Source organism: Candidatus Methylomirabilota bacterium, assembly GCA_036005065.1.
In the GTDB taxonomy this organism is placed as follows: Bacteria; Methylomirabilota; Methylomirabilia; order Rokubacteriales; family DASRDR01; genus DASYQW01.
In genome coordinates, this window is sequence record DASYQW010000033.1 from 47,607 (window position 1) to 68,525 (window position 20,919).

General features: G+C 71.4%; 21 protein-coding genes. 12 read left to right on the forward strand and 9 right to left on the reverse strand.

Features of this window, described 5'->3' with window-relative positions:
• The first annotated feature begins 21 nt into the window (after positions 1-21).
• From VGW35_02285 to VGW35_02295, 3 genes are all read left to right on the forward strand, one after another.
• A complete protein-coding gene (locus VGW35_02285; GenBank protein ID HEV8306470.1) occupies positions 22-699 on the forward strand; it encodes an ABC transporter ATP-binding protein in 678 nt (225 codons plus the stop codon).
• Positions 696-3,215 (forward strand): FtsX-like permease family protein, encoded by a 2,520-nt coding sequence (locus tag VGW35_02290; protein ID HEV8306471.1) that lies wholly within the window; start codon positions 696-698, stop codon positions 3,213-3,215. Before VGW35_02285 ends, VGW35_02290 begins: the two co-directional genes overlap by 4 nt.
• A 76-nt stretch (positions 3,216-3,291) precedes the next feature.
• The gene (locus tag VGW35_02295; protein ID HEV8306472.1) at positions 3,292-3,660 is read left to right on the forward strand and encodes a phage holin family protein; all 369 of its coding nucleotides are present in this window, start codon (positions 3,292-3,294) and stop codon (positions 3,658-3,660) included.
• Positions 3,661-3,676: 16 nt separating this feature from the next.
• Here the strand turns inward: VGW35_02295 and VGW35_02300 are convergent, their stop codons facing one another.
• Positions 3,677-3,808 carry a hypothetical protein gene (locus VGW35_02300; GenBank protein HEV8306473.1) on the reverse strand — a complete coding sequence of 44 codons (132 nt, stop codon included), beginning with the start codon at positions 3,806-3,808 and terminating at the stop codon, positions 3,677-3,679.
• A 24-nt stretch (positions 3,809-3,832) separates the two neighbouring features.
• Entirely contained in the window at positions 3,833-4,639 is an 807-nt protein-coding gene (locus tag VGW35_02305; protein ID HEV8306474.1) for a VTT domain-containing protein, read from the reverse strand.
• 106 nt (positions 4,640-4,745) lie between these two features.
• Between VGW35_02305 and VGW35_02310 the strand changes: the two genes are divergently transcribed.
• Together VGW35_02310 and VGW35_02315 are read left to right on the forward strand one after the other, a co-directional pair.
• Positions 4,746-5,282, forward strand: a complete 537-nt coding sequence (locus VGW35_02310) for a YciI family protein (protein ID HEV8306475.1) — start codon at positions 4,746-4,748, stop codon at positions 5,280-5,282.
• 155 nt (positions 5,283-5,437) lie between these two features.
• Positions 5,438-6,325: a DMT family transporter gene (locus VGW35_02315; GenBank protein ID HEV8306476.1), complete on the forward strand. Its 888-nt coding sequence runs from the start codon at positions 5,438-5,440 to the stop codon at positions 6,323-6,325.
• 100 nt (positions 6,326-6,425) lie between these two features.
• Here the strand turns inward: VGW35_02315 and VGW35_02320 are convergent, their stop codons facing one another.
• The 3 genes from VGW35_02320 to VGW35_02330 all read right to left on the reverse strand — a co-directional run bounded on the left by VGW35_02320 (position 6,426) and on the right by VGW35_02330 (position 8,518).
• Positions 6,426-6,839 (reverse strand): hotdog fold thioesterase, encoded by a 414-nt coding sequence (locus VGW35_02320; protein ID HEV8306477.1) that lies wholly within the window; start codon positions 6,837-6,839, stop codon positions 6,426-6,428.
• A gap of 79 nt (positions 6,840-6,918) precedes the next feature.
• Positions 6,919-7,767, reverse strand: coding sequence for a fumarylacetoacetate hydrolase family protein (locus VGW35_02325; protein HEV8306478.1), 849 nt, complete (start codon positions 7,765-7,767; stop codon positions 6,919-6,921).
• Entirely contained in the window at positions 7,745-8,518 is a 774-nt protein-coding gene (locus VGW35_02330; GenBank protein HEV8306479.1) for a TerC family protein, read from the reverse strand. Before VGW35_02330 ends, VGW35_02325 begins: the two co-directional genes overlap by 23 nt.
• A 46-nt stretch (positions 8,519-8,564) precedes the next feature.
• Between VGW35_02330 and VGW35_02335 the strand changes: the two genes are divergently transcribed.
• Positions 8,565-9,125 carry a dTDP-4-dehydrorhamnose 3,5-epimerase family protein gene (locus VGW35_02335; protein HEV8306480.1) on the forward strand — a complete coding sequence of 187 codons (561 nt, stop codon included), beginning with the start codon at positions 8,565-8,567 and terminating at the stop codon, positions 9,123-9,125.
• Positions 9,126-9,222: 97 nt separating this feature from the next.
• Here VGW35_02335 and VGW35_02340 read toward each other — a convergent pair whose 3' ends face one another.
• Positions 9,223-11,679, reverse strand: coding sequence for an adenylate/guanylate cyclase domain-containing protein (locus VGW35_02340; protein HEV8306481.1), 2,457 nt, complete (start codon positions 11,677-11,679; stop codon positions 9,223-9,225).
• 188 nt (positions 11,680-11,867) lie between these two features.
• On the opposite strand from VGW35_02340, the gene VGW35_02345 reads away from it, so the two are divergent.
• Positions 11,868-12,800: an LLM class flavin-dependent oxidoreductase gene (locus VGW35_02345; protein ID HEV8306482.1), complete on the forward strand. Its 933-nt coding sequence runs from the start codon at positions 11,868-11,870 to the stop codon at positions 12,798-12,800.
• Entirely contained in the window at positions 12,797-13,219 is a 423-nt protein-coding gene (locus tag VGW35_02350) for a DoxX family membrane protein (GenBank protein HEV8306483.1), read from the forward strand. Before VGW35_02345 ends, VGW35_02350 begins: the two co-directional genes overlap by 4 nt.
• A gap of 34 nt (positions 13,220-13,253) precedes the next feature.
• Here VGW35_02350 and VGW35_02355 read toward each other — a convergent pair whose 3' ends face one another.
• Genes VGW35_02355 through VGW35_02365 form a run of 3 tightly spaced genes read right to left on the reverse strand, consistent with a single transcriptional unit; the run spans position 13,254 to position 16,924 of the window.
• Positions 13,254-14,246, reverse strand: coding sequence for an LLM class flavin-dependent oxidoreductase (locus VGW35_02355; GenBank protein ID HEV8306484.1), 993 nt, complete (start codon positions 14,244-14,246; stop codon positions 13,254-13,256).
• Positions 14,243-15,430, reverse strand: a complete 1,188-nt coding sequence (locus VGW35_02360; protein HEV8306485.1) for a Gfo/Idh/MocA family oxidoreductase — start codon at positions 15,428-15,430, stop codon at positions 14,243-14,245. Before VGW35_02360 ends, VGW35_02355 begins: the two co-directional genes overlap by 4 nt.
• A 36-nt stretch (positions 15,431-15,466) precedes the next feature.
• The gene (locus VGW35_02365) at positions 15,467-16,924 is read right to left on the reverse strand and encodes an aldehyde dehydrogenase family protein (GenBank protein ID HEV8306486.1); all 1,458 of its coding nucleotides are present in this window, start codon (positions 16,922-16,924) and stop codon (positions 15,467-15,469) included.
• Positions 16,925-17,412: 488 nt separating this feature from the next.
• On the opposite strand from VGW35_02365, the gene VGW35_02370 reads away from it, so the two are divergent.
• Genes VGW35_02370 through VGW35_02385 form a run of 4 tightly spaced genes read left to right on the forward strand, consistent with a single transcriptional unit; the run spans position 17,413 to position 20,912 of the window.
• Entirely contained in the window at positions 17,413-17,787 is a 375-nt protein-coding gene (locus VGW35_02370; GenBank protein HEV8306487.1) for a response regulator, read from the forward strand.
• Between the two features lie 60 nt (positions 17,788-17,847).
• Complete coding sequence (locus VGW35_02375; protein HEV8306488.1) at positions 17,848-18,642, forward strand: AAA family ATPase; 795 nt, start codon at positions 17,848-17,850, stop codon at positions 18,640-18,642.
• A 24-nt stretch (positions 18,643-18,666) separates the two neighbouring features.
• A complete protein-coding gene (locus VGW35_02380) occupies positions 18,667-19,740 on the forward strand; it encodes an HD domain-containing phosphohydrolase (protein HEV8306489.1) in 1,074 nt (357 codons plus the stop codon).
• The gene (locus tag VGW35_02385; protein ID HEV8306490.1) at positions 19,737-20,912 is read left to right on the forward strand and encodes an SLBB domain-containing protein; all 1,176 of its coding nucleotides are present in this window, start codon (positions 19,737-19,739) and stop codon (positions 20,910-20,912) included. The genes VGW35_02380 and VGW35_02385 overlap by 4 nt, the downstream gene beginning before the upstream one ends.
• Positions 20,913-20,919: the final 7 nt, after the last annotated feature.

A 20,919-nucleotide genomic window follows, 5' to 3' on the forward strand; every position in this document is an offset into this window, starting at 1 on the left:
CGTCAAGTGTAATATGAGGCCGTGATCGCGATTCGCGACCTGGTGATGCGGCTGCCGAGCGGCGCCGGCCTCGTGACGATCCTCGACGGCGTCACGCTCGACGTCGCGTCGCGCGAGTTCCTGGCGGTGACGGGGCCGTCGGGCAGCGGGAAGTCGACGCTGCTCGGCCTCATCGCCGGGCTCGATCGGCCCACCGCCGGCTCGATCCGCGTGGACGGGCTCGAGCTGGCACGCCTCGACGAGGACGCGCTGGCCCGGCTGCGCCGGGACAAGATCGGGTATCTCTTCCAGGCCTTCCACCTGATCCCGACGCTGACGGCGCTCGAGAACGTGGCCGTGCCCCTCGAGCTCGCGGGGGCACCGGATCCCCTCGGCCAGGCCCGCGCCCTGCTCGCCGACGTCGGCCTGGCCGACCGCGTGGCGCACTACCCCGCCCAGCTCTCGGGGGGCGAGCAACAGCGGGTGGCCCTCGCGCGTGCCTTCGCCAATCGCCCCGCGCTCCTCCTGGCCGACGAGCCGACCGGCAACCTCGACTCGGCCACCGGGTCGCAGGTCATCGAGCTCCTCCTGGCCTGGAACCGGGAGCGCGGCAGCACGCTCGTGCTCGTCACCCACGACCCGGCCCTCAGCCGGAACGCCGACCGCGTGATCGAGCTGCGCGACGGGCGGGTGGTCGGCGAGACCGCGCTGGCGCCGTGAGGGCGTTTGCCTTCCGCATGGCCTGGCGCGAGACCCGGGCGGCCTCGCGCCACGTCCTGATCTTCTTCGCCTGCATCGCGTTCGGCGTCGGCGCGCTGGTCGGTGTGGCGAGCTTCGCGGCGAGCCTCGACCGGACGCTCGCCCACGAGGCCAAGGCGCTCCTGGGCGGCGACCTCGAGCTGCGCGGAGCGCGGCCGCTCGATCCGCCCACCGAAGCCCTCCTGGGTCGGCTGGCCGCGCAGGGGGCCACCCTGACGCACGTCCGGGAGCTGGTCGGGATGGCGCGCGATCCCGCCGGGGGCGGCACCGTGCTCGTCGAGCTCAAGTCGGTGGAGGATGCCTACCCCCTCTACGGCCGGCTCGAGACGGTTCCCGCCCGGCCCCTGGCGGAGCTTCTCGGCGACGACGGCGCGCTCGTCCAGGAAGCCCTGCTCACGCGGCTCGGTCGCGCCGTCGGCGACACCATGGTCATCGGCATGGGGCGCTTCCGGATCACGGGCATTCTCCGGAAGGAGCCGGACCGCGCGGCCGGCCTGTTCACCCTCGGCCCGCGAGTCCTCATCGCCGCCCGCGCGCTCCCGCGAACCGGCCTCGTCCAGTTCGGGAGCCGCATCCGCTACCGGGCTCTCCTGCGGTTGCCCGACCGACTCGAGCCGGCCGCGATCCGCGCGGCCCTCACCCGCGAGGTGCCCGACCCCGCCGTCCGCATCGCGACCTTCGACGAGGCCCAGCCCGGCCTCCGGCGATTCTTCTCCCAGCTCACCACCTACCTGGGCCTGGTCGGGCTCGTGAGCCTCCTCGTCGGCGGCATCGGCGTCGCCGCCAGCGTGCGGACGTTCATCGCGCAGAAGCGCTTCACGCTCGCCGTCCTCAAGTGCCTGGGCGCCAGCTCGCGCACGCTCCTCACGGCGTATCTCGGCCAGGCGCTGGCGCTGGGCCTCCTGGGGAGCCTGGCCGGCGCCGCGCTCGGGGTCGGCGTGCAGGCGCTCCTCGTCCCGCTCCTGGCCGGCTTCGTCCCCTTCGAGATCCAGGCGCGCCTCGAGCCCTGGGCGATCGTCCGCGGGCTGGCGATGGGCCTCTCGGTGACGCTCCTTTCCGCGCTGTGGCCGCTCGGCGAGATCCGCGCGATCCCCCCGGCGCTCATCCTCCGCTATCCGGTCGACCCGAGCGGACCGCGGGGGAGGCGCCCCTGGGGGGCCGCGCTGGTCGTCCTCGGCGGCCTCGGCGCCCTCGCCCTCTGGCAGGCCGGGTCGCCGAAGGTCGGCGCCATCTTCGTCGGCGCGACCGCCGCCGCGCTGGTGGCTCTGGCCGGAACGGCCCGCGGGCTGACAGCCCTGGCGCGGCGCCTGCCACGGCTTCCGGACCTCGCCTGGCGCCACGGGCTGGCGAGCCTCCATCGGCCCGGAGGACAGACGGCCGGCGTGATCGTCTCCCTCGGCGTCGGCGTCATGCTCATCACGACGGTTGCGCTCCTGGAGCGGAGCATGAGCCGCCACATCGACCACGAGCGCCGCCGCGAGACGCCGTCCTTCTTCTTCGTCGACATCCAGCCGGACCAGGCGAATGCCTTCGTGCGGACGGTCCAGGCGGCCAGCGGGGGAGCCGTGCGGCCGGCCCTGACCCCGGTGGTCCGCGGGCGGCTGATCGCCATCGACGGGCGGCCGATCGTGCGCGAGCAGGTCGAGGGACGTGACCGCGCCTGGTACTTCACCCGGGAGTACGTGCTCACGTTCGCGGCCACCCCGCCCCCGGCCAACGTCCTGACCCGGGGGCGCTGGTGGACCGCGGCGGAAGCCGCCGAGCGGCCGCGCATCTCCCTCGAGGAGGAAGCGGCCGGGACCTTCGGTGTGGACGTCGGTGGGACGCTGACCTTCGACATCCAGGGCGTGCCGATCGAGGCTCAGGTGATGAGCCTGCGGAAGGTCGACTGGCAGAGCCTGTCGGCCAACTTCTTCGTGATCTTCTCGCCGGGCGCGCTGGAGGGGGCGCCGCTCAGCTACATCGCCACCGCCCGGGTGCCCCCGGCGGCCGAGATGCCCACGCAGGACGCGGTCGTCCGCGCGTTCCCCAACGTGACGGCCGTCCCGGTCCGGGACATCCTCGAGCGGGTCGGCGGGGTGATGGCCGAGATCGGGGTGGCGATCCGCGTCATCGCGCTCTTCGTCATCGGGGCGGGGCTCACCGTCATGGCCAGCGCGCTGACCGCCAGTCGGTACCAGCGCCTGCGCGAGTCCGTCCTGCTCCGTACGCTGGGCGCCACCCGGACCGTCGTCGCGCGCGCCTTCGCCGTGGAGTACGCCTGTCTGGGCGCCGCCGCCGGCGTCGGCGGCACGCTGCTGGGGGCGCTGCTGGCCTGGATCGTCCTCCGGTTTCTCCTGGACGTGCCGTGGACGTTCGAGCCCGGAGCCCTCGCCCTCGGCCTCACGCTGCCGATCGCCCTCGCGCTGGCGGTCGGCTTCCTGGGGACGTTCCGGCTCCTGGGCCAGAAGCCGCTCCCCGTCCTCCGCCAGGAATAGCGCCGCCCGCCGGGGACGTCGGGCCCCCCGGGATTCGCCCGCGGCCTGGAGCGGCCGGCGGGTATACACTGGCCGCATGGGCTTCCTGGTGCGGGTCCTCGTCAACGCGCTCGCCATCTACCTCGCGGCCGCCGTGGTGCCCGGGATCGAGATCCGCAGCCCCCTGGTCGCCCTCGGAGCGGGCCTCGTGCTCGGCCTCGTCAACGCGGTCATCCGTCCCATCCTGCTGATCCTGACCCTCCCGTTCATGCTGGTGACGCTGGGCCTCTTCCTGTTCGTCCTGAATGCCTTCTGCCTTTGGCTCACCTCGGTGCTGGTCAAAGGCTTCGAGGTGCATGGCTTCTGGGCCGCGCTCTTCGGCGCCCTGCTGGTGAGCGTGGTGAGCTGGCTCCTGACCACCTTCGTGAGCGACCGCGGCCAGATCGTCGTCATCCGGCGCAGCTGATCCGGCGCCGGCTCCGTCACGGGACCCGGGCCGCGGCCGGTGACACCGGAATCGGCTCGAGGGGGTAGCCGCGCTCGCGCCAGGCGTGGAAGCCTCCCAGCAGCGGCCGGACCCGGTCGATCCCGCGCCGCCGGAGAATCAGCGCCATCCTGGCGCTGGAGGCTTCGTTGGGTCAGGTGCAGTAGAGCACGATCTCTCGATCGCGCGGGATCTCGTGATGGCGCACCGAGAGCTCCTCGGTCGTCATGTTGAGAGCGCCGGGAATCCGCACCGGCTCGGCCTCGACGTCGAGCGAGTGGCGCAGGTCGACGACGAGGAGTCCCTCCCCGGCCTCGAGCCGAGCCCGGAGCTCATCCGGGGTGATCCGGGCGATCCGCAGCCGTCGCAGGAAGCGCTGGCGCGCGACGTACTTCCAGCTCACGTAGACACCCAGGGCGACGACGACGAGCGCCACCACGCCCGTGCCCATGCCCGCGGCGTAGCCCGCTACCCGCTCGAGCTGGTCCGCGAAGACGTAGCCGAGCCCGACGAAGACCCCGGCCCACAGGAGACCGCCCAGACCGGTGAACGCGAGGAAGCTCGCGAGGCCCATCCCGACGATCCCGGCCAGGGGCGGCGCCGCCGTGCTCAGGCCCGGCACGAACTTGGCGACCAGCAGCGAGGGCGCGCCATACTGGGCGAAGGTCTCCTGGGTGCGGCGGACGCACGAGTCGGGCTCGAGCGAGATCCGGCACAGCAACGTCAGGACCGCGCCTCCGCGAAGGCGTCCCATCAGGTACCAGGCCGCGTCGCTCACGAGCGACCCCAGAACGGCGACTCCCAGCGTCGCGCCGAGACTGAGCTTCCCGGCTCCCGCCAGCGCTCCGGCGGCCAGCAGAATGGGAACGGCCGGGATCGGGAGCCCGATCTGCTCCGCCAGTACCCAGCCGAACACCACCGCATAGCCGTGCCGGACCAGGAACTCGAGCAACCCGGCCACTCGAACCTCCCCGCGCCATATAGATGCGCCGGGCGCGCCGGGGGGTGCATGCTCGCCATCCGACGAGTCTCGCGGCCGTCGACCCCCGGGAGGTATGATGGCCGCGATGCTCGTCGCCCACGTCGCCATCACCACGGCCGCCGACTACCTGATCCGCCGGGAGCCGCACCGCCATGCCCACATCGAACGGCTGGCCGAGCTGCGCGGACGCGGCGTGCTCATCGCCGGAGGACCCACGCCGGACGGGCGCACGGCCGAGCTTTTCTACCGGCTCCGGCGTCCCACCGAGCTGGCGCCCCTGATCGAAGAGGATCCCTACTATACCGGCGGCGCGTGGACGGCCTACGCCTCGCGGAGCTTCTCCCAGTTCGTCGAGCCGTGGGAGGCGCCGTCCATCGTGCTGGACGGGTCCCGGAAGGCGACGATCGTCGAGGGGCCGGCCGAGGATTCCAGCATGGCGCAGATTGCGCTGGTGGAGCTCCGGGGCGCCGCGCGACTCGTCCTTGGCGGGTTGTTCGATGAGCGCGCGACGCTGGCGGTCATGCGCTCGGCGGACGGAGCGGAGGCCGCCCGGTGGCTCGCCGAGACGGGCTTCTGGACGCCCGATCGGCTCGCGGCCCGCGCGTGGCTCCACGTCCTCTGAGTTAGATCGGAGGGGGTGTCGGAACACCCCCTCCGAGACCTCCCCCAAGAATCGTTGCGGCGGCAAAGCCGCCGCTCGGAGCGGCACATCCGGTGGCGCGTGGTCACGTATGAGCGCGAGAGCGATGCCCCGCGCATTCTTTCCCGGACGCTGAGATGGTGGCCGGGCCCAACTTCGGGGTGGCGTGCGCGCTGGCGTCCGCGCTGACCTGGACCTTGATCGGCCTCGTCGGCCGTGCGCTGGCGCCCTACTTCAGCGCGCTCGCCATCAACCTGATCCGCTCCACGCTGGGCGCCGCCATGCTGGCTCCGGTCCTCGTCGCCCGGGGCGGCTGGGCACCGCTGTCCAGAGTGTCGGCCGAGGACTGGCTCTACCTGGCGCTCTCCGTCGTCACCGCCTTCGCCCTGGGGGACACGGCCTTCTTCGCGAGCGCGAGGGCGATCGGCCTCGGGCGGGCCATGACCGTCTCGATGATCCACCCGCTGATCGCCGGCACCCTCGGCGTCGCCCTCCTCGGCGAGCAGGTCACGGCGGCCGTGGCGGCCGGCGCCGTCGTCACGCTCGGAGGCCTCGTGCTGATCGTGAGCGAGCGCGCGCCGGTTCTGCCCGAGGCGACGGCGAGCCGGGTCGAAGGCGTCGGCCTCGCCCTGGTGGCCGCGGCCGCCTGGGGCGTCAGCCCCGTCTTGATGAAACCCGCGCTCCGCGACGTGGATCCCGTCAGCATCCAGGCGGTGCGGCTGCCGCTCGCCGCGCTCGTGCTATGGGCGACCCCGTGGGCGCGCGGGACCGGCCAGCGGATCCGCCTCCATCTGCGGGCCGCCGGAGCGCTGCTCCTGGCGCTCGGTTTCCTCACGGCCCTGAGCGCGGTCACCTTCGTGGCGGCCCTGAAGTACGCCGGCGTCACGCTGACGGCCGTCCTGTCGGCGACCTCACCCCTCTTCGCGCTGCCCATCGGCCTCCTCGCCTTCGGGGAGAGGGTGACGTGGCAGGCCGTCGTCGGCGCCAGCCTTTGCCTGCTGGGGATCGCCCTCCTGAGCCTCTGAGCAGGCTCGCCGTGGGGTAGGAGCCTATCGGATTCACCGCGCGCAGCGTGAAATCGCTACGCGTATGGCGGTCCGCTCCGAGCAGCGGCTTTGCGATAATTCAGCCGGCGCGGCGGAAGGCGACGGCCTGGCAGGCGGCGACGACCGTGCCGGCGTCGTCCGTCACCGTCATCACGTAGAAACCGGCTCGCCGGCCCTGGCGCTGCTCCCGGGCCTCGGCCACCAGCCGGGCACCGGGGCGGGCCGCCGCCAGGTACTGGATGGTCACGCTCAGGGCCACGGCCGGCTCGCCGTGGGAATTGCAGGCGCCGCTGAAGGCGTAGTCCGCGAGCGAGAAGATCGCGCCCCCGTGCGGATCGCCCTGGAAGTTGACCATGTCCGGGCCGAGGCGCAAGGCGGCCCGGCAGTAGCCGGGGGTGAGGTCGAGGAGCTCGATCCCGAGCCGCCCGGCGAAGGGATCCCGACCGACCTGCTCCCGCACCGACTCGGATCCCGGGGTCGCCGGACCGGTCATGCCGACAGGCCGCCGGCGCTCAGGGCGCCACCAAAGAGGCCGGCGTGGCTGAAGGCCGGCGCCGGCGGCCTGGGCATCGTCACTCCTCCTCGATCGGATTCCGGAGGACCCCGATCCCCGAGATGTCGACCTCGATCGTGTCGCCCTTGTGCATGAACACCGGCGGGGTGCGCCGGGATCCGACGCCGCCCGGCGTCCCGGTGGCGATCACGTCGCCCGGCGCGAGCGGCGTGAAGCTCGAGACGTAGGCGAGGATCACCGGGATCGTGAAGATCAGGAGGTCGGTGGTGGCCCGCTGCATCTCCTGGCCGTTGAGGCGGGTGACCAGGGTGAGCCGGGTGGGATCCGGCACCTCGTCGGCGGTCGTGAGCCAGGGGCCGCAGGCGCCGGACGCGCGGAAGTTCTTGCCGGGGGTCCATTGGGAGGTGTGGCGCTGCCAGTCGCGGATGCTCCCGTCGTTGAAGCAGGCGTAGCCCGCGACGTGACCGAGCGCCTCGGTGGGTGGGATGTGCCACCCGGGCCGGCCGATGACGACGGCCAGCTCCCCCTCGTAATCGAACTGCTCGGAGACCCGGGGCTTGACCAGGGACCGGTCATGGCCGACCAGGCTCTCGGGGAAGCGGACGAAGATCGAGGGGTGCTCCGAATCGCTTCGTCCCGTCTCCTGGATGTGGGTCTTGTAGTTGAGGCCGACGCACAGGATCTTGCCGGGGTCGGGAATCGGCGGGACGAGCTCGACCTCGTCGAGGCCGACGTCGGGCGCCCGCCCGGCGGTGGCCGTCCCGATCTCGCCGAGCGCGCCCGCGGCCAGCACGGCGCGCAGGCTGCCGAAGCGCTCCCCGAGCCGCCGGCCGGCGTCGATGACGCCGCCGCCGGCGACGACGCCGAAGCTGTCCGTTCTTCGGTCACGGTAGCTGACGAGCTTCATGGTGAACCTCCTGGCGCTCGAAGCGGCGATGGAGCGCAAGCGGCCGACTCCGCTTGCGGTAGCGCATGTTCAGGAGCTCGACGAAGAGCGCGAAGGCCATGGCCGAGTAGATGTACCCCTTCTCCATGTGGGCGCCCGTCCCCTCGGCCACCAGCATCACCCCGATCAGGAGCAGGAAGGAGAGCGCCAGGATCTTGACGCTCGGGTGACGCTCGACGAAGCCGCTGACGGCCCCGACCGACACCAGCATCACGAGCATGGCGACCACCATGGCGGCGATCATGATCGCGATCTCGTCGGCCAGGCCGACCGCGGTGACGACGGAGTCGAGCGAGAACACGATGTCCAGCACCATGATCTGGACGAGCACCAACGTGAGCACGCCGCCCCCTCCGCCCGCGGACGCCTCCTCGTGCTCCACCTCCAGCTTGTCGTAGATCTCCCAGGTCGCCTTGGCGATCAGGAAGAGCCCGCCGCCCAGGAGGATGAGGTCGCGCCCGGACACGCGATGCCCCAGCACCGCGAAGAGCGGGGCCGTCAGGCTCATGACCCACGTGATCCCGAAGAGGAGGAGCACCCGCGTGCCCAGCGCCAGGACGAGCCCGACGCGCCGGGCCAGCGGCCGCTTCGCCCGCGGCAGCCTGTCGGTGAGGATGGCGATGAAGACGATGTTGTCGATGCCGAGCACGATCTCCATGATGGCGAGCGTCGCGAAGGCGATGAGGTTGCTGGAGGTCAGCAGGTCGCCCATGCCAGCAGCATAGCGTATGGTACAATGCCGCGGCTACGGAGCCCGGATGGACCCGACGCGACTGCGCCCCGACGATCTCATCGACACCGCGCGCGATCTGACCCGCCAGTCCTACGCGCCGCGGCCGCCGATCGCCGGTGTCGCCCTCGGCGAGGTGCCCGTCTTCCGGAGCCCGGACGGACTCTTCGCCGAGATCGCCCGGCTCGACGAGGCGCGCCAGGCCGACGGCTTCCCCGGCTTCTGCCCGGTCCAGTGGAACTGGAGCCTGCTCGAGCCCGGGGCGGTCAAGGCCTGGCATCTCCATCTCAACCAGGAAGATCTCTGGATCATCCCGCCCGACGCCGCGTTGCTCGTCGGCCTGGTCGATCTGCGGCGGGCCTCGTCGACCGCCGGCCACACCCAGCGCCTCACCCTCGGCAGCGGGCGCTGCCATCGCCTGCTGATCCCGCGCGGAGTCGCGCACGGCGTCGCCAACCTGGGGCCGCGCCGGCAGACCATGCTGTACGCGGTCAACCAGTTCTTCACGGCCGACCCCGACGGCACGGACGAGTGGCGGCTCCCCTGGGACCGCTTCGGCGAGAGCTTCTGGGCGATGAGCAAGGGCTGAGTTCAGGTCGGAGGGGGTGTCGGAACACCCCCTCCGAAGCCTCCCCCGAGGATCGTGGCGGCGGCAAAGCCACCGCTCGGAGCGGATGTCGCCCGCCTCACGCCCCGACCGCGGCCGACTCGATCGTGGCCGGCAAACGGAACACCCGGACGGGGTGCTCCACGTTCCGGAGGGGCCGCTCCCCGAGATCCTCGAAGGGAAACTCGCCGTCCAGCCGGCTCCGGGTCACCGGCCCCACCATGATCGTGTCCCCTTCGCCGAGGGCGGCCAGCCGCGCCGCGACGTTGGTGACCTGACCCGAGGCGGTGTAGGTCCAGCGGGTCCCGGCCCGTCCCTCGATCTTGGTGGCGCCCACGGTCGCGGTCCCCGAGTTCACCCCGACGTGGAGCGCGATCGGCTCGTCGAGGTCGGCCAGCCTGGCATTGATCTCGCGCGTGCGGCGGAGGATGCCGAGGGCCGTCTTCACCGCGGCCCGGGCGTGCTGCCGGGGGTCCGGGTCCTGGAAGATCACCATGAGCCCGTCGCCGGCGGTCTCGTTGACGTCGCCTCCGCGCTTGAGGATCTCGTCCAGGAACGCCCCGAAGTAGCGCTCGATGAGGTCGTTCACCCGCTCGGGATCCAGGCGCTCGGTGAGGCGGGTATACCCGACGATGTCGACGAAGAGGACGGAGACGTCGGCCTCGCGCTTGGCGAGCTCCGGGGCCTCGGGCGCCTGCTCGATGAGGTTCTGGACCGTCCGGGGGACGAACTTCGAGAGGCTCGACCGGATGCTTTCCAGGATCTCCACCCGCCGGAGGGCCGCCTTGAGGTCGACGTTCGCCTGCTCGAGCGCGCTGTACGCCTTGGCGTGCTCGAGCGCCACCGCGCTCTGGTTCATCAGGAGACGAAGCAGGCGGAGGTCCTCGGTCGTGTAGGCCGCCCCCGACCGCTTCCGGCCCAGTGCGAGGAATCCCGTCACGCGCTCCTGGAAGATCACCGGCACGACGAGCTCGGCGCCGAGGGCAGCCAGCTCGGCCAGGCAGGCCTCCCGGACGTCCCTGAGGTCGGGGTCCTCCTCGAGCTGCTCCCGCGAGACCGGTGTCCGCAACCGCGCCAGACAGGCCGGCAAGGGGGAATCGGCCGGCACCGTGCGGGCCGGGTCCTCGCCGGCCACCAGGTAGCCCCGCCCCGCCGGGTCGGAGACCAGGAGGTGCTGTCCCACCGGGTGGAGGACCTCGTCGACGGTTCGATGGATCAGGGCCGCGATCCTCTGGAGATCGAGCAGCGTCGTCATCAGGTCCGAGGCCCGCTCCAGCGACTGCTGCACGTCGTAGCGCTGCCGGAAGAAGACCCGATCGACCACCTGCTGGGTCCGCAGGTAGACCGGGTTCAGGAACACGACGACCGCCAGCGCCACGACGACCGCCGGCACGGTCCGCGAAGTCGAGAGGGCCAGCCCCGAGAAGGTGAGGTCGAGCAGCGCGATGGCGCCGGCATAGGCCGCCACCACCAGCGCCGTCACCACCGAGTAGATCGTGCCGATGCGGAGGACCGCCCAGACGTCGAAGAGGTTGTATCGGACCATCGCGTAGGCCACGGCCGCCGGGAACAGGAAGTTGAGCTTCCAGATGGCGTCGAGGTAGGGAACGGGCACGCGGAGCAGCGCCTCGACGGCGGTGCCGAGGACCGGCGGCAGGTACCCGACGGCGAAGCCGGCCGTCAGCACGCGGGCGCGCTGCCGGACGAGCGGCGTGGTCCCGGTCACGCTGGCCCGGGCCAGGGACAGGACCAGCAGGATCAGCGCGGCGCCCCAGTAGGTGGCGCCCACGCCCGCCACCAGCCCGATCCGGGAGTGGTCCGCGTGCAACCGGACCTGGAGCAGGAGCGCGACGACGGCCGACAGCCCGTAGGGCAGCCAGACGAGGCCCGGGCCCCGACGGGCGATCGCGGGCCGGCGCGGGAACGTCAGCGCCAGGTGCATGAAGAGGGCGGGCGAGAATGCCCAGGCGGTGAGAAACAGCAAGGGGAACCGGTAGACGGTGTGGGCGTCCGCGTACAGGATGCTGATGAGGAAGGAGTCGAGGCAGAAGGCGAAGACGAGCCAGCTCTGCGGGAGCCCCGGCTTGAGATAGAAGACGAGCGCGCCGAGGGCGAGGAAGAGCAGCCCGGCCAGCAGGCCCTCGACCAGGAAGCGCTTGAAGTCGTGCCGGGTCACGAGCCGGGTCGCGACGTCGGCTTCCACGAGCTGGCCCCGCCGATACAGGATGTAGTGGATGGGCGTCCCCGGCGGATGGGTCGCGACTTCGCTCTGGATCTCGCGGCCGGATGTCACGAGCCGGCCGTTCACCGCCCGGACCACGTCGAACGGCTGGAGCCCTCCGCGCTCGGCGCCGCCGATGGCGACCAGGAGGGTCTCCATCACCGAGAAGCCGGCGAAGGGCCGCCCGATCCGCCGATACTGATCCACTCCGGCCTGCGCGGCGAGGAGCAGCGCCAGTCCGAGCAGCGTGACGAAGATCGAGGTGTCGCGCGCTCGCCTGGCCCGTCCCGGCGGCGTGGCCCGATCCCGCGGCATGGTCCGTCCCCCGTCCAGTGCGGAGTCCGGGGACCTGTGGCGTCCCCGGCCGCCCCATTCTATGCCGATTCGGGGCGGTGCGGGTTTCGTGCCGGGATCGCCGATTTTCCTGCTACTCTGCCCTCGAAGCCGAGATCCGCCGGATCTTCGCGCTGCGCTAGCCGCCGAGGCACGGAGAGCTGCCGCCGATGACGACGCCGGGTCGGGTGAAGTTCGCGATCGCCGTGCCGCAGCTCTTCCGCGAGCCGCGCGTCGACCTGACGGCCCTCCGAGAGTTTCTTCAGCGGGCGGAGACGCTCGGCTGCCACAGCGTCTGGGTTCAGGAGCAGATCCTGGGGGAGGCCGGGAGCCTCGAGCCGGTGGCCCTCCTCGCCCACGCCGCGGCCCTGACGGAGCGACTGCGGCTCGGCGTGGCCGTGCTGCTGACACCGCTCCGGAGCCCCGTGCAGCTGGCCAAGGCCCTGACGACCGTGGATCAGCTGAGCGCGGGACGGCTCATCGTGGGTGTCGGCCTCGGGGGCCGAACCACGATCTACCCCGCCTTCGGGCTGTCGCCGGAGCGGCGGGTCCGCCGCTTCACCGAGGGCCTCGAGGTCATGAAGCGGCTCTGGACCCAGGATCGCGTCACGTTCGACGGCGACTTCGTCAAGCTCGAGGACGCGGCCATGGCGCCCAAGCCGGTCCAGAGGCCGCATCCCCCCATCTGGTTCGGCGCCCATCACATCGACGCGGTGCGACGGGCCGTCCGGCTGGGTGATGGCTTCATCGGAGCCGGGGCCTCGTCCACGGCGGAGTTCAAGGATCAGGTCGCCCAAGTGCGGCGGTTCGTCGCCGAGAGCGGGCGGGACCCGTCGACCTTCGCCCTCGCCAAGCGCGTCTACATTCACGTCGATTCCGACCGCGCCCGCGGGGTCGCCCGGCTGCGCGAGTGGTTCGGCTGGTACTACGGGAACGCGGAGCTCGCCGAGCGGGTGGCGGTGGCGGGCTCCGTCGAGGCGTGCGTGAACGAGCTCCGAGAGATCCGGGCGGCCGGCGCCGAGCTGCTGCTCCTGAACCCCGTGTTCGAGGAGCAGCGGCATCTGGAGCTCTTCGCCCGCGAGGTCATGGCGGCGGTGCGATGAAGGCCTACGGGATCACGCTGCTCAGGGTCACGGTCGGCGCCATCTACCTCCTGCACGCCTACCGGCTGGTCGCCGTCACCACCCCGACCGCGACCGCCACCTTCATCGCCCAGACGTTCGGGCTGCCCTATCCGACGCTGATGGCGTGGCTCGTGATCGCCGCCCACGGCCTGGGCGGGCTCATGCTCGTCGGGGGCATCCTGACCCGCGGCGCCGCCGCCGCCAACGCGCTCATCACCGCCGTCATCCTGGTCCGCGTCCACGTCCCCCACGGCTTCTTCCTGCGGGGGCCCGGCGTCGAGCTGGGGGCGGACCGTTCGGGCGTGGTGGGCGTCGAGTACATGCTGCTCCTGACCGCGGCGACGCTCGCCCTCCTCTTTCTCGGCTCCGGGCCCCTGGCCCTCCGTCCCTCCAAGTAGCTCCCCCCAACGCGCCGCCCAGGACCCCGGTATCTCAGCGGAAGGCGGGGAAGACCTCCCGGCTCAGGAGCTCGAGCTCGCGCGCGATGTGAGCGTGCGGCATCCCGGGGAAGTAGAGGCGGAAGATCAGGTGATTCGTGCCGAATGCGTGCACGAAACGCCGGATCTGGCCGATGCATCGCTCGGGACCGCCGATGATGAAGCGGTCCTGGCCGAGGGCCTCCAGGCGGTCGACCGGTGTCGCGTCCTGGGCGCCGATGAGCGGGTGCTTCCACCGGCCCCCGCCGTACTCGTCGCGGTAGTTGACCAGGAGGTGGCGCTCGGCGAGCTCCCAGGCCTCGGCGTCGGTGTCGGCGATGACCGTGTCGCGCGTGAGCGGCCAGGCGGCCGGCTCGGGTCGACCACCGGTCGCCAGCTCCCGCTGGTACGCGCGCTTGGCGTCGAGGAGCTTGGCCAGGTTGGCCGTCGGTCCGGGCACCCACGCCTCCCCGAGCCGCGCCGCGCGCCGGAGGGCCAGCTCGCCCCAGCCGCCGATCCAGACAGGTGGGTGTGGCTTCTGGAGCGGCTTGGGCTCGATGCGGGCGCCGCGGAGGGGGTAGTGAGGCCCGGGATGCGTGACGCCGTCCTGCGTCCACAGGGCGCGGATGACGGTGAGGGCCTCCTCGAAGCGCTTCCCGCGGCCCTCGAGCGGCGTGCGGTAGAGCGCGAACTCGTCGGGCTTGTAGCCGATCGCCACCCCGAACACGAGCCGGCCGCCGGACATGACGTCGAGGAGGGCCGCGTCCTCGGCCGCCCGCACCGGATCGTAGAATGGCAGCACCGCGATGTCGGTGCCGAGAAGCACCCGCGAGGTCCGGGTTGCAAAGCCGGCCAGGACGACGAGCGGAGAGGGCCAGTAGTGATCGCGGACCCCGTGGTGCTCCTCCATCCACACCGAATCGAAGCCGAGGGCTTCGCCGCGCTCGACCTCCCGGAGCGCCTCGGGGTAGAAGGCGCCGCCTTCGGTGGGGATGAACCCGAACTTCATGGCTTCCGTGGCAGCTCGACGCGGCGGCCGGTGGCCGCCGACAGATAGCCCGCGTAGATCACTTCGACGGTCTCGCGCGCCAGATCACCGCCGCTCACCGGCTGGCGGCGCTCGAGGATGGCGTCGACGAAGTCGGTCAGCTCCTCGGCATAGCCCCGCATCCAGTGCTCGACCGGGTTCGGGAACTGCCAGCCGGCCCGGGTCTCGACCTTCTCGGAGATGTACTCCTCGCCCCACACGCCGGGATCGGGCGCATAGAGCTGCATCCCCGTGTTCGGGTTGATGGCGATCTGGGCGACGCCGTTCGACATGTAGGCCGTTACCAGGTTCTTCACGCCGCCGAGCGAGACGTCGGAGGCGAGGATCGTCCCTCGCGTCCCGTCCTCGAAGGTGATGAGGGCGCCGGCCCAGTCCTCGACGTCCTGCCAGCCGGTCTGAAGATAGGCGCGGCGCTCGGCCCGGACCTGCGGCAACCGCGTCAGGGCGCCGACCTCCGCGAAGACGCTCCGGGCCCGGATCGGCCGGCCTCCGCGGAGGCGGCCCTCGGCGTGCTTGAGGTGGAGGAGGGTGGCGATCGGATGGGACCCCATCCGGAGGAGAGAGCCGCCGCCCGAGGTACGCCAGCGGCGGGAGTAGGGCGCCACCGACCCCGAGTGGGCCTCCTCGGCCCGGAGGTCGAGGAACGCGCCGCCCGAGACCTCGAGGAGGCGCTTGAGCTTGGCGATGGCCGGAGCATAGACGATGTTCTCGGCATAGCAGAGCGTCACGCCGGCCGCCCGGCACGCCTCCAGCACCGCATCGGCGTTGGCCAGCGCCCCGGCCAGCATGCGCTCGCGCGGCGTCGCCTCGATGCGCTCTCCGTCCGTCCCGAAGTACCCGGTCAGCGGCTTCTCGACGATCACGTGCTTGCCGGTGCCCGCGGCGGCGATCGCGACCACGTGGTGGAGGTCGTTCGGGCAGCAGACGTCCACGCAGTCCACGTCGGGGCGCTCGCAGAGCGCCCGGTAGTCGTCGAGCGCCAGCGGCACCTCGTGGCGCCGGGCGAAGGCCTCGGCGCTCGCGCGCGTCGCCGCCGCCACCGCCACCACGTCGGCCTTGGATCCGCGCAGGTGGGCCATCGCCCGGATGTGGGTTTCGGCGGCGGCCCGGGCCCCGACCAGGCCGATGCGGACGCGCGGCTCCACTGCTGTCGTCTCCCTTCTCCTCCCGGGAGAGGCAGACTACGGCGGCTCGCCGAGGGTGACGTGCACATTCTTCACCTCGGTGTAGAGGGCCAACGCGTGCATGCCGAGCTCGCGCCCGAGCCCCGACTGCTTGTACCCGCCGAATGGCGCCTCGACGTGCACACTGGAGGAGCCGTTCACCGACAGGACGCCCGCGCGGATGCGCTTGGCCACGCGGAGGGCGCGCCCGAGGTCGCGCGTCCAGATCGAGCCGGAGAGGCCGTATACGGTATCATTGGCGAGCCGCACGCAGTCCTCCTCGGTCGTGAACGGGAGGATCGAGAGCACCGGCCCGAAGATTTCTTCCTGGGCGATCCGCATTGGCGGGGTCACGTCCGCGAAGACCGCCGGGCTGAGGTAGAAGCCTCGGCCGGACCCCGGGACCTCGCCGCCGTAGAGGAGACGCGCCCCCTCCTGGCGCCCGGCCGCCACGTAGCTCAGGACGCGCGCCCGGTGGCTTCGGGAGACCAGCGGTCCCATCTCGGTCGCCTCGTCGAGCGGGTCGCCCACCCTGAGCCGCCGCGCCCGCGCCGTCCACCGCTCGGCGAAGGCGTCGTAGACCGAGCGATGCACGAGGGCCCGGCTGCGGGCGCAGCAGTCCTGCCCGGCGTTCCCGTAGATCACGCCCACCGAGGCTTCCACGACGTGGTCGAGGTCCACGTCGTCGAACACGATGAGCGGCGACTTGCCGCCCAGCTCCAGCGAGAGGCGCTTGATCCCGTCGGCGGCGAGCTTCATGATCTCGGCACCGGTGGCGGTCTCCCCGGTGAAGGCGATCTTGCCGACCCGGGGATGCCGGACGAGCGCAGGCCCGATGCCGGCGCCTGGCCCGGTGAGGACGTTGAGCACGCCCGGCGGCAGACCGGCCTCCAGGGCCAGCCGGCCGAGGGCCAGCGCGGTGAGCGGCGTGTACGAGGCCGGCTTGAGGATCACGGTGTTCCCGGCGGCCAGGGCCGGCGCGACCTTCCACGACGCGATCGCCAGGGGGAAGTTCCACGGGACGATGAGGGCACACACGCCGATCGGCTCGCGGAGCGTGAAGTCGAGTCCCGGCGCATGGGTCGGAATGGTCTCCCCGACGATCCGGGTGACCGCTCCGGCGTAATACTCGAGGCAATCCGCGACCATGCCGACCTCGTCACGGCTGTCGCGGATCGGCTTGCCGACGTTCAGCGTCTCGAGCCGGGCCAGCGTCTCCTGATGCTCCCGGACCAGCGCGGCCAGGCGGAGGAGGAGCCGGGCTCGTTCGCGCGGGCGCAGGCGGGGCCACGGGCCGGCCTCGAAGGCCCGGTGAGCTGCCTCCGCCGCCCGATCGACGTCGGCGACCGTCGCCTGGGGGACCTGGGCCAGCTCCTCCTCCGACGCGGGGTTCATCACCGGAAAGGTCTCGCCCGCGGCTCCCGACGCCTCGCGGCCATCGATCCACATCCGGGGCGTCTTGTCGATGAGCTCCATGGCCCGGGCCTCCGATGCAAGATGGTGCGGATTGTCCGCCCATCCTAGCATCGCCAGCGGCGAGGCGGAAGGCGCGATTCCACGGCGACTTGGGAAATAATCGGTAAGTTTTCTCCCAGTCCGGGCGGCTGGAAATGATAAAAAACGGACCAGGCGGAGGCCAAGTGGCCGCACCGTCGAGTCGAAAGGTCTTTGGCTGGACTTGTTTAGCAGCCTTGTCGCTTCTTGGTACCTCTGTTGCGTACTTCAGATCTGCCGACTGGTCGTCGGCGGAGGAGGGTCGGCGTGGCCGAGGGGTCTGGCGCGGTCATTCAGGGGTATGCCCTGATCACCGAGGGAGGCGCCGTGACGCCGCGGGATCGTCGCGACGGGGCCAGGGCGGGGGTGTCCGGAATTCAAATTTGTTGCATGAATAGGCGCTCTTCGGTACCCTCAGTTAGTTTTGGACCTGACGGCCGGAGGCGCGCCCAGAGAGAGACGGGAGGGCGATGAAGACAGCGCGGATCCTCGTCGTCGACGACGAGGCGGAAGTGCGGGAGCTCGTTGCCGAGTTCCTGGAATCCAAGGGATACGTCGCCCTGACCGCGTCGAACGGCTTCGAAGCCCTCACCACGGTCAAGGAACAGCGCCCGGACCTCATCCTGATGGACGTCATGATGCCCAGGATGAGCGGCCTGGAGACCCTTCACCGGATCCGGGAGCTCGATCGGGACATCGGAGTCATCATGTTGACAGCCGTCGAGGACGAGGTGATTGCCAAGGAGGCGATGCGGAAAGAAGCCTACGACTACATCACCAAGCCGCTGGACTTCGGCTATCTCGAGCTCGTCATCCTCACCAAGCTGGCCCAGGGAGAGCGTTAGCATGCCAGCCGGCGGAGCGATGGATGCGCGGGCCCGGGGTCGCCATGCGGGGGAGCGTCGGTGTACGAGGCGTACTGGGGTCTGAGCGCGCCCCCGTTTCAGAACGTCCCCGACCCCAAGTTCTTCTGTCCCCTGCCGGCCTGTCAGGAGATCTTGGACAAGCTGCTCTACGTCGTCCAGTACGGCAAGGGCGGCGCGCTCCTCACCGGGGAGGTCGGGTGCGGGAAGAGCACGTTGAGCCGGGTCTTCCTGCTGCAACTGGACGAGGAGCGGTTCGACATCGGTCTGGTGATCAATCCGGCCATGCCGGCCGAGGAGCTGCTCCACGAGATGGCCGTGCAGCTCGGTCTCTCGCCCGTGAGCTCGCAGCGCTCGGCGCTGTTCCGGATGCTGAACGACCATTTCCTGGAGAACGCCCGAGCCGGCAAGACGACGGTTCTCATCATCGACGAAGCGCACACCATCAAGGACGAGGCGGTCTTCGAGGATCTCCGGATGCTCTTGAACTTCCAGTTCAACGACCGCCAGCTCCTCACCCTGGTCCTCCTGGGCCCGGCCGAGCTCAGGGAGGTGATGAACCGCCACGGGTCGCTCGCCCAGCGGCTGCCCATCCGGCTGAACCTGAGCCCCCTCACCGAGGACGAGACGGCCGCCTACGTCCAGTTCCGGCTGGAGAAGGCCGGAGCGACGCGGCCCATCGTCACCGCCGAGGCGCTGCGGGCGATCGCCCGGGAGACGGGAGGCATCCCGCGGAAGATCAACAACCTCTGCGACCTGTGCCTCTTCGAGGGCTGGAGGAAACAGGCCAAGGCCGTCGATACCGCGCTCGTGAAGCTGGCGCTGGGCTCGCTATAGGATCGGGATGCTGGAGACACGTCGTTGAGGCTCAGTGACATCGTCCGGACCGGAGCTCGCGCCCTGCCGCCGCGGGAAGTCGGCCGCGCGCCGCGCCCCGCCTCCTCGCCCGCGCCCGAGCCGGTCAGGCCGGTCGCGCCCGTCCGCGAGCTCCGACCGCCGGCCCCTCCCGACCGGGTGGAGCGGCTTCACCCATCGGAGCCCACCGAGGGCGGCGCTCCGAAGCGCGGCGACGCCGCGGACCTGATCTTCCAGCGGGCGGTGGAGCGCATCCGGGAAACCCTGGCCGTCCGGCGCGAGGCCCCGTTCTCCCTCGCCCAGGCGGAGGAGGCGGTGGAGATCCTGCTCAAGAGCCTCGAGAGCAGCGACGCGCTCCTGGCCTCCTTCTTCCGGGTCAGCGACCTGGCCACGAACCCGGCCCGCAAAGCGGTCAACGTCGCCATTCTGGCGATGAAGATGGGGCTGGAGCTCGGGTACCCGCGCAAAGAGGTCCGCGACCTGGGGCTGGCGGCCCTTCTCTGTGACGTCGGGACCACCCTGGTGCCGGCCGAGATCCTGGGGAGCCCGGGCGCGCTGACGGCCAATGATCGGGCGATCCTCCGGAGTCGCCAGCTGGAGGCCGCCCAGGTCCTGCCGGCGCTCACCCCGGAGTACCGGTGGCTGGGGGAAGTGATCCGGGCGCGGTACGAGAAGCCGGACGGGCCTCACCAGCCGCAGGATCGGCTCGAGGAATGCGCGGCGATCATTCACCTCGCCGAGATGTACAAGAGCCTGGTCCACCCCCGCCCCTCCCGCAAACGCCTGGGCCCGCTCGATGCCCTCAAGGAGATCCTCAGTCGGCACCGGGCCACGTTCCCGGACAAGATCCTCAAGGCCCTCATCCGGTCCATGTCGACCTATCCCGTCGGCAGCCTGGTCCGGCTGAACACGGATGACATCGCCCAGGTGTCGGGCCGCAACAAGGACTACCCCCTGCGCCCCGTCGTGGAGATCATCGTGCGGCGCGGACGGCGGCTGCCCGAGCCCGTGCGGCTGGACCTGGCTCAGAGTCCGCTGATCCACATCAAGGAGTCTGTGCTGGAGGACGCCCTCCCGTGAGGCGGGAGGCGCGAGCCTGCGCGCTCGTCGGCCTGCTCGCCCTGCTCCCCGGATGCGCGACTCCGGCCCCACCCGTCGTCCCCGTGGTCCAGGCGACCGAGGTGACGGCCCGCCCGCCGGCCCCGGCTCCGGCGGTGGCGCTGGCGGCGCCGAGCCCGCCACCGCCAGCGGCCGAGGGGACGGCGCCCTCGCCGCCGGCCCCCGCGCCCGAGCCCTCGCCGCTCCTTCAGCCGGTGAGGGAGAACCAGTCCTTCGTCACGGTGGGGAGCGTGCCCCAGTACCGGATCGGCCCCGGGGATGTCCTCGAGATCCTGCTGGCCACCGGACTCCCGCAGGACCGACAGACGGCCGCCGTGAAGGCCAATGGCGCGGTGACCGTCGCGTTCTTCGAGGTGAACGTGGGCGGCTTGGCCCCGGAGCAAGCGGCGGCCGAGATCCAGCGGCAGCTCGCGCCCTACTACAAGCAGATCGCCGTCGAGGTGTTCGTCAAGGAATACAGCAAGAAGGTGACGGTGCTGGGCGCGATCGGCGGCAAGGTGGGAACGGTTTCACTCCGGGGACGGACCACGTTGCTCGACCTGCTGGCCGAGGTGGGCGGGCCCGCGCCCACGGCCGACCTGGAGCGGGTGCGCGTCCTCCGACCCGGGGCGCCTCCGGTCACGATCAACCTGTTCCGCCTCCTCGACGAGCCCCTCACCCAGACATTCGTCCTCGACGCCGGCGACGTCATCTTCGTGCCGGCGCAGGGCGCGGCCGTTCCCAGCGCCATCCCGAGCGCCACCGCCGGCCCCACCGAGATGCGGGGCGACGACCGCCGGGTCTTCATCCTGGGCGAAGTCCGGAGCCCGGGCGCGTTTCCCTTGTCCGCGAACATGCGCCTGTCCCAGGCGCTCACCCTGGCCGGCGGGCCGACCGACGTCGCCGTCCTGGAGAGCGCGCGGATCATTCGCGGCGGGATCCAGAACCCCCAGATCGTGGAGGCGGACTTCCGAAGGCTGATCGAGCAGGGAGACGTGCGGCAGGACGTCCCGCTCCAGGCCAACGACCTCATCGTCCTCCCCCGGAGCGGCATCGGCAACTGGAACGCCTTCATCGCCAAGATCAAGCCGACCCTGGAAGTCCTGACGTACCCGCTCGCATTACCCGTCCAGATCAACGCCATCAGTCGCTGAGCGAAGA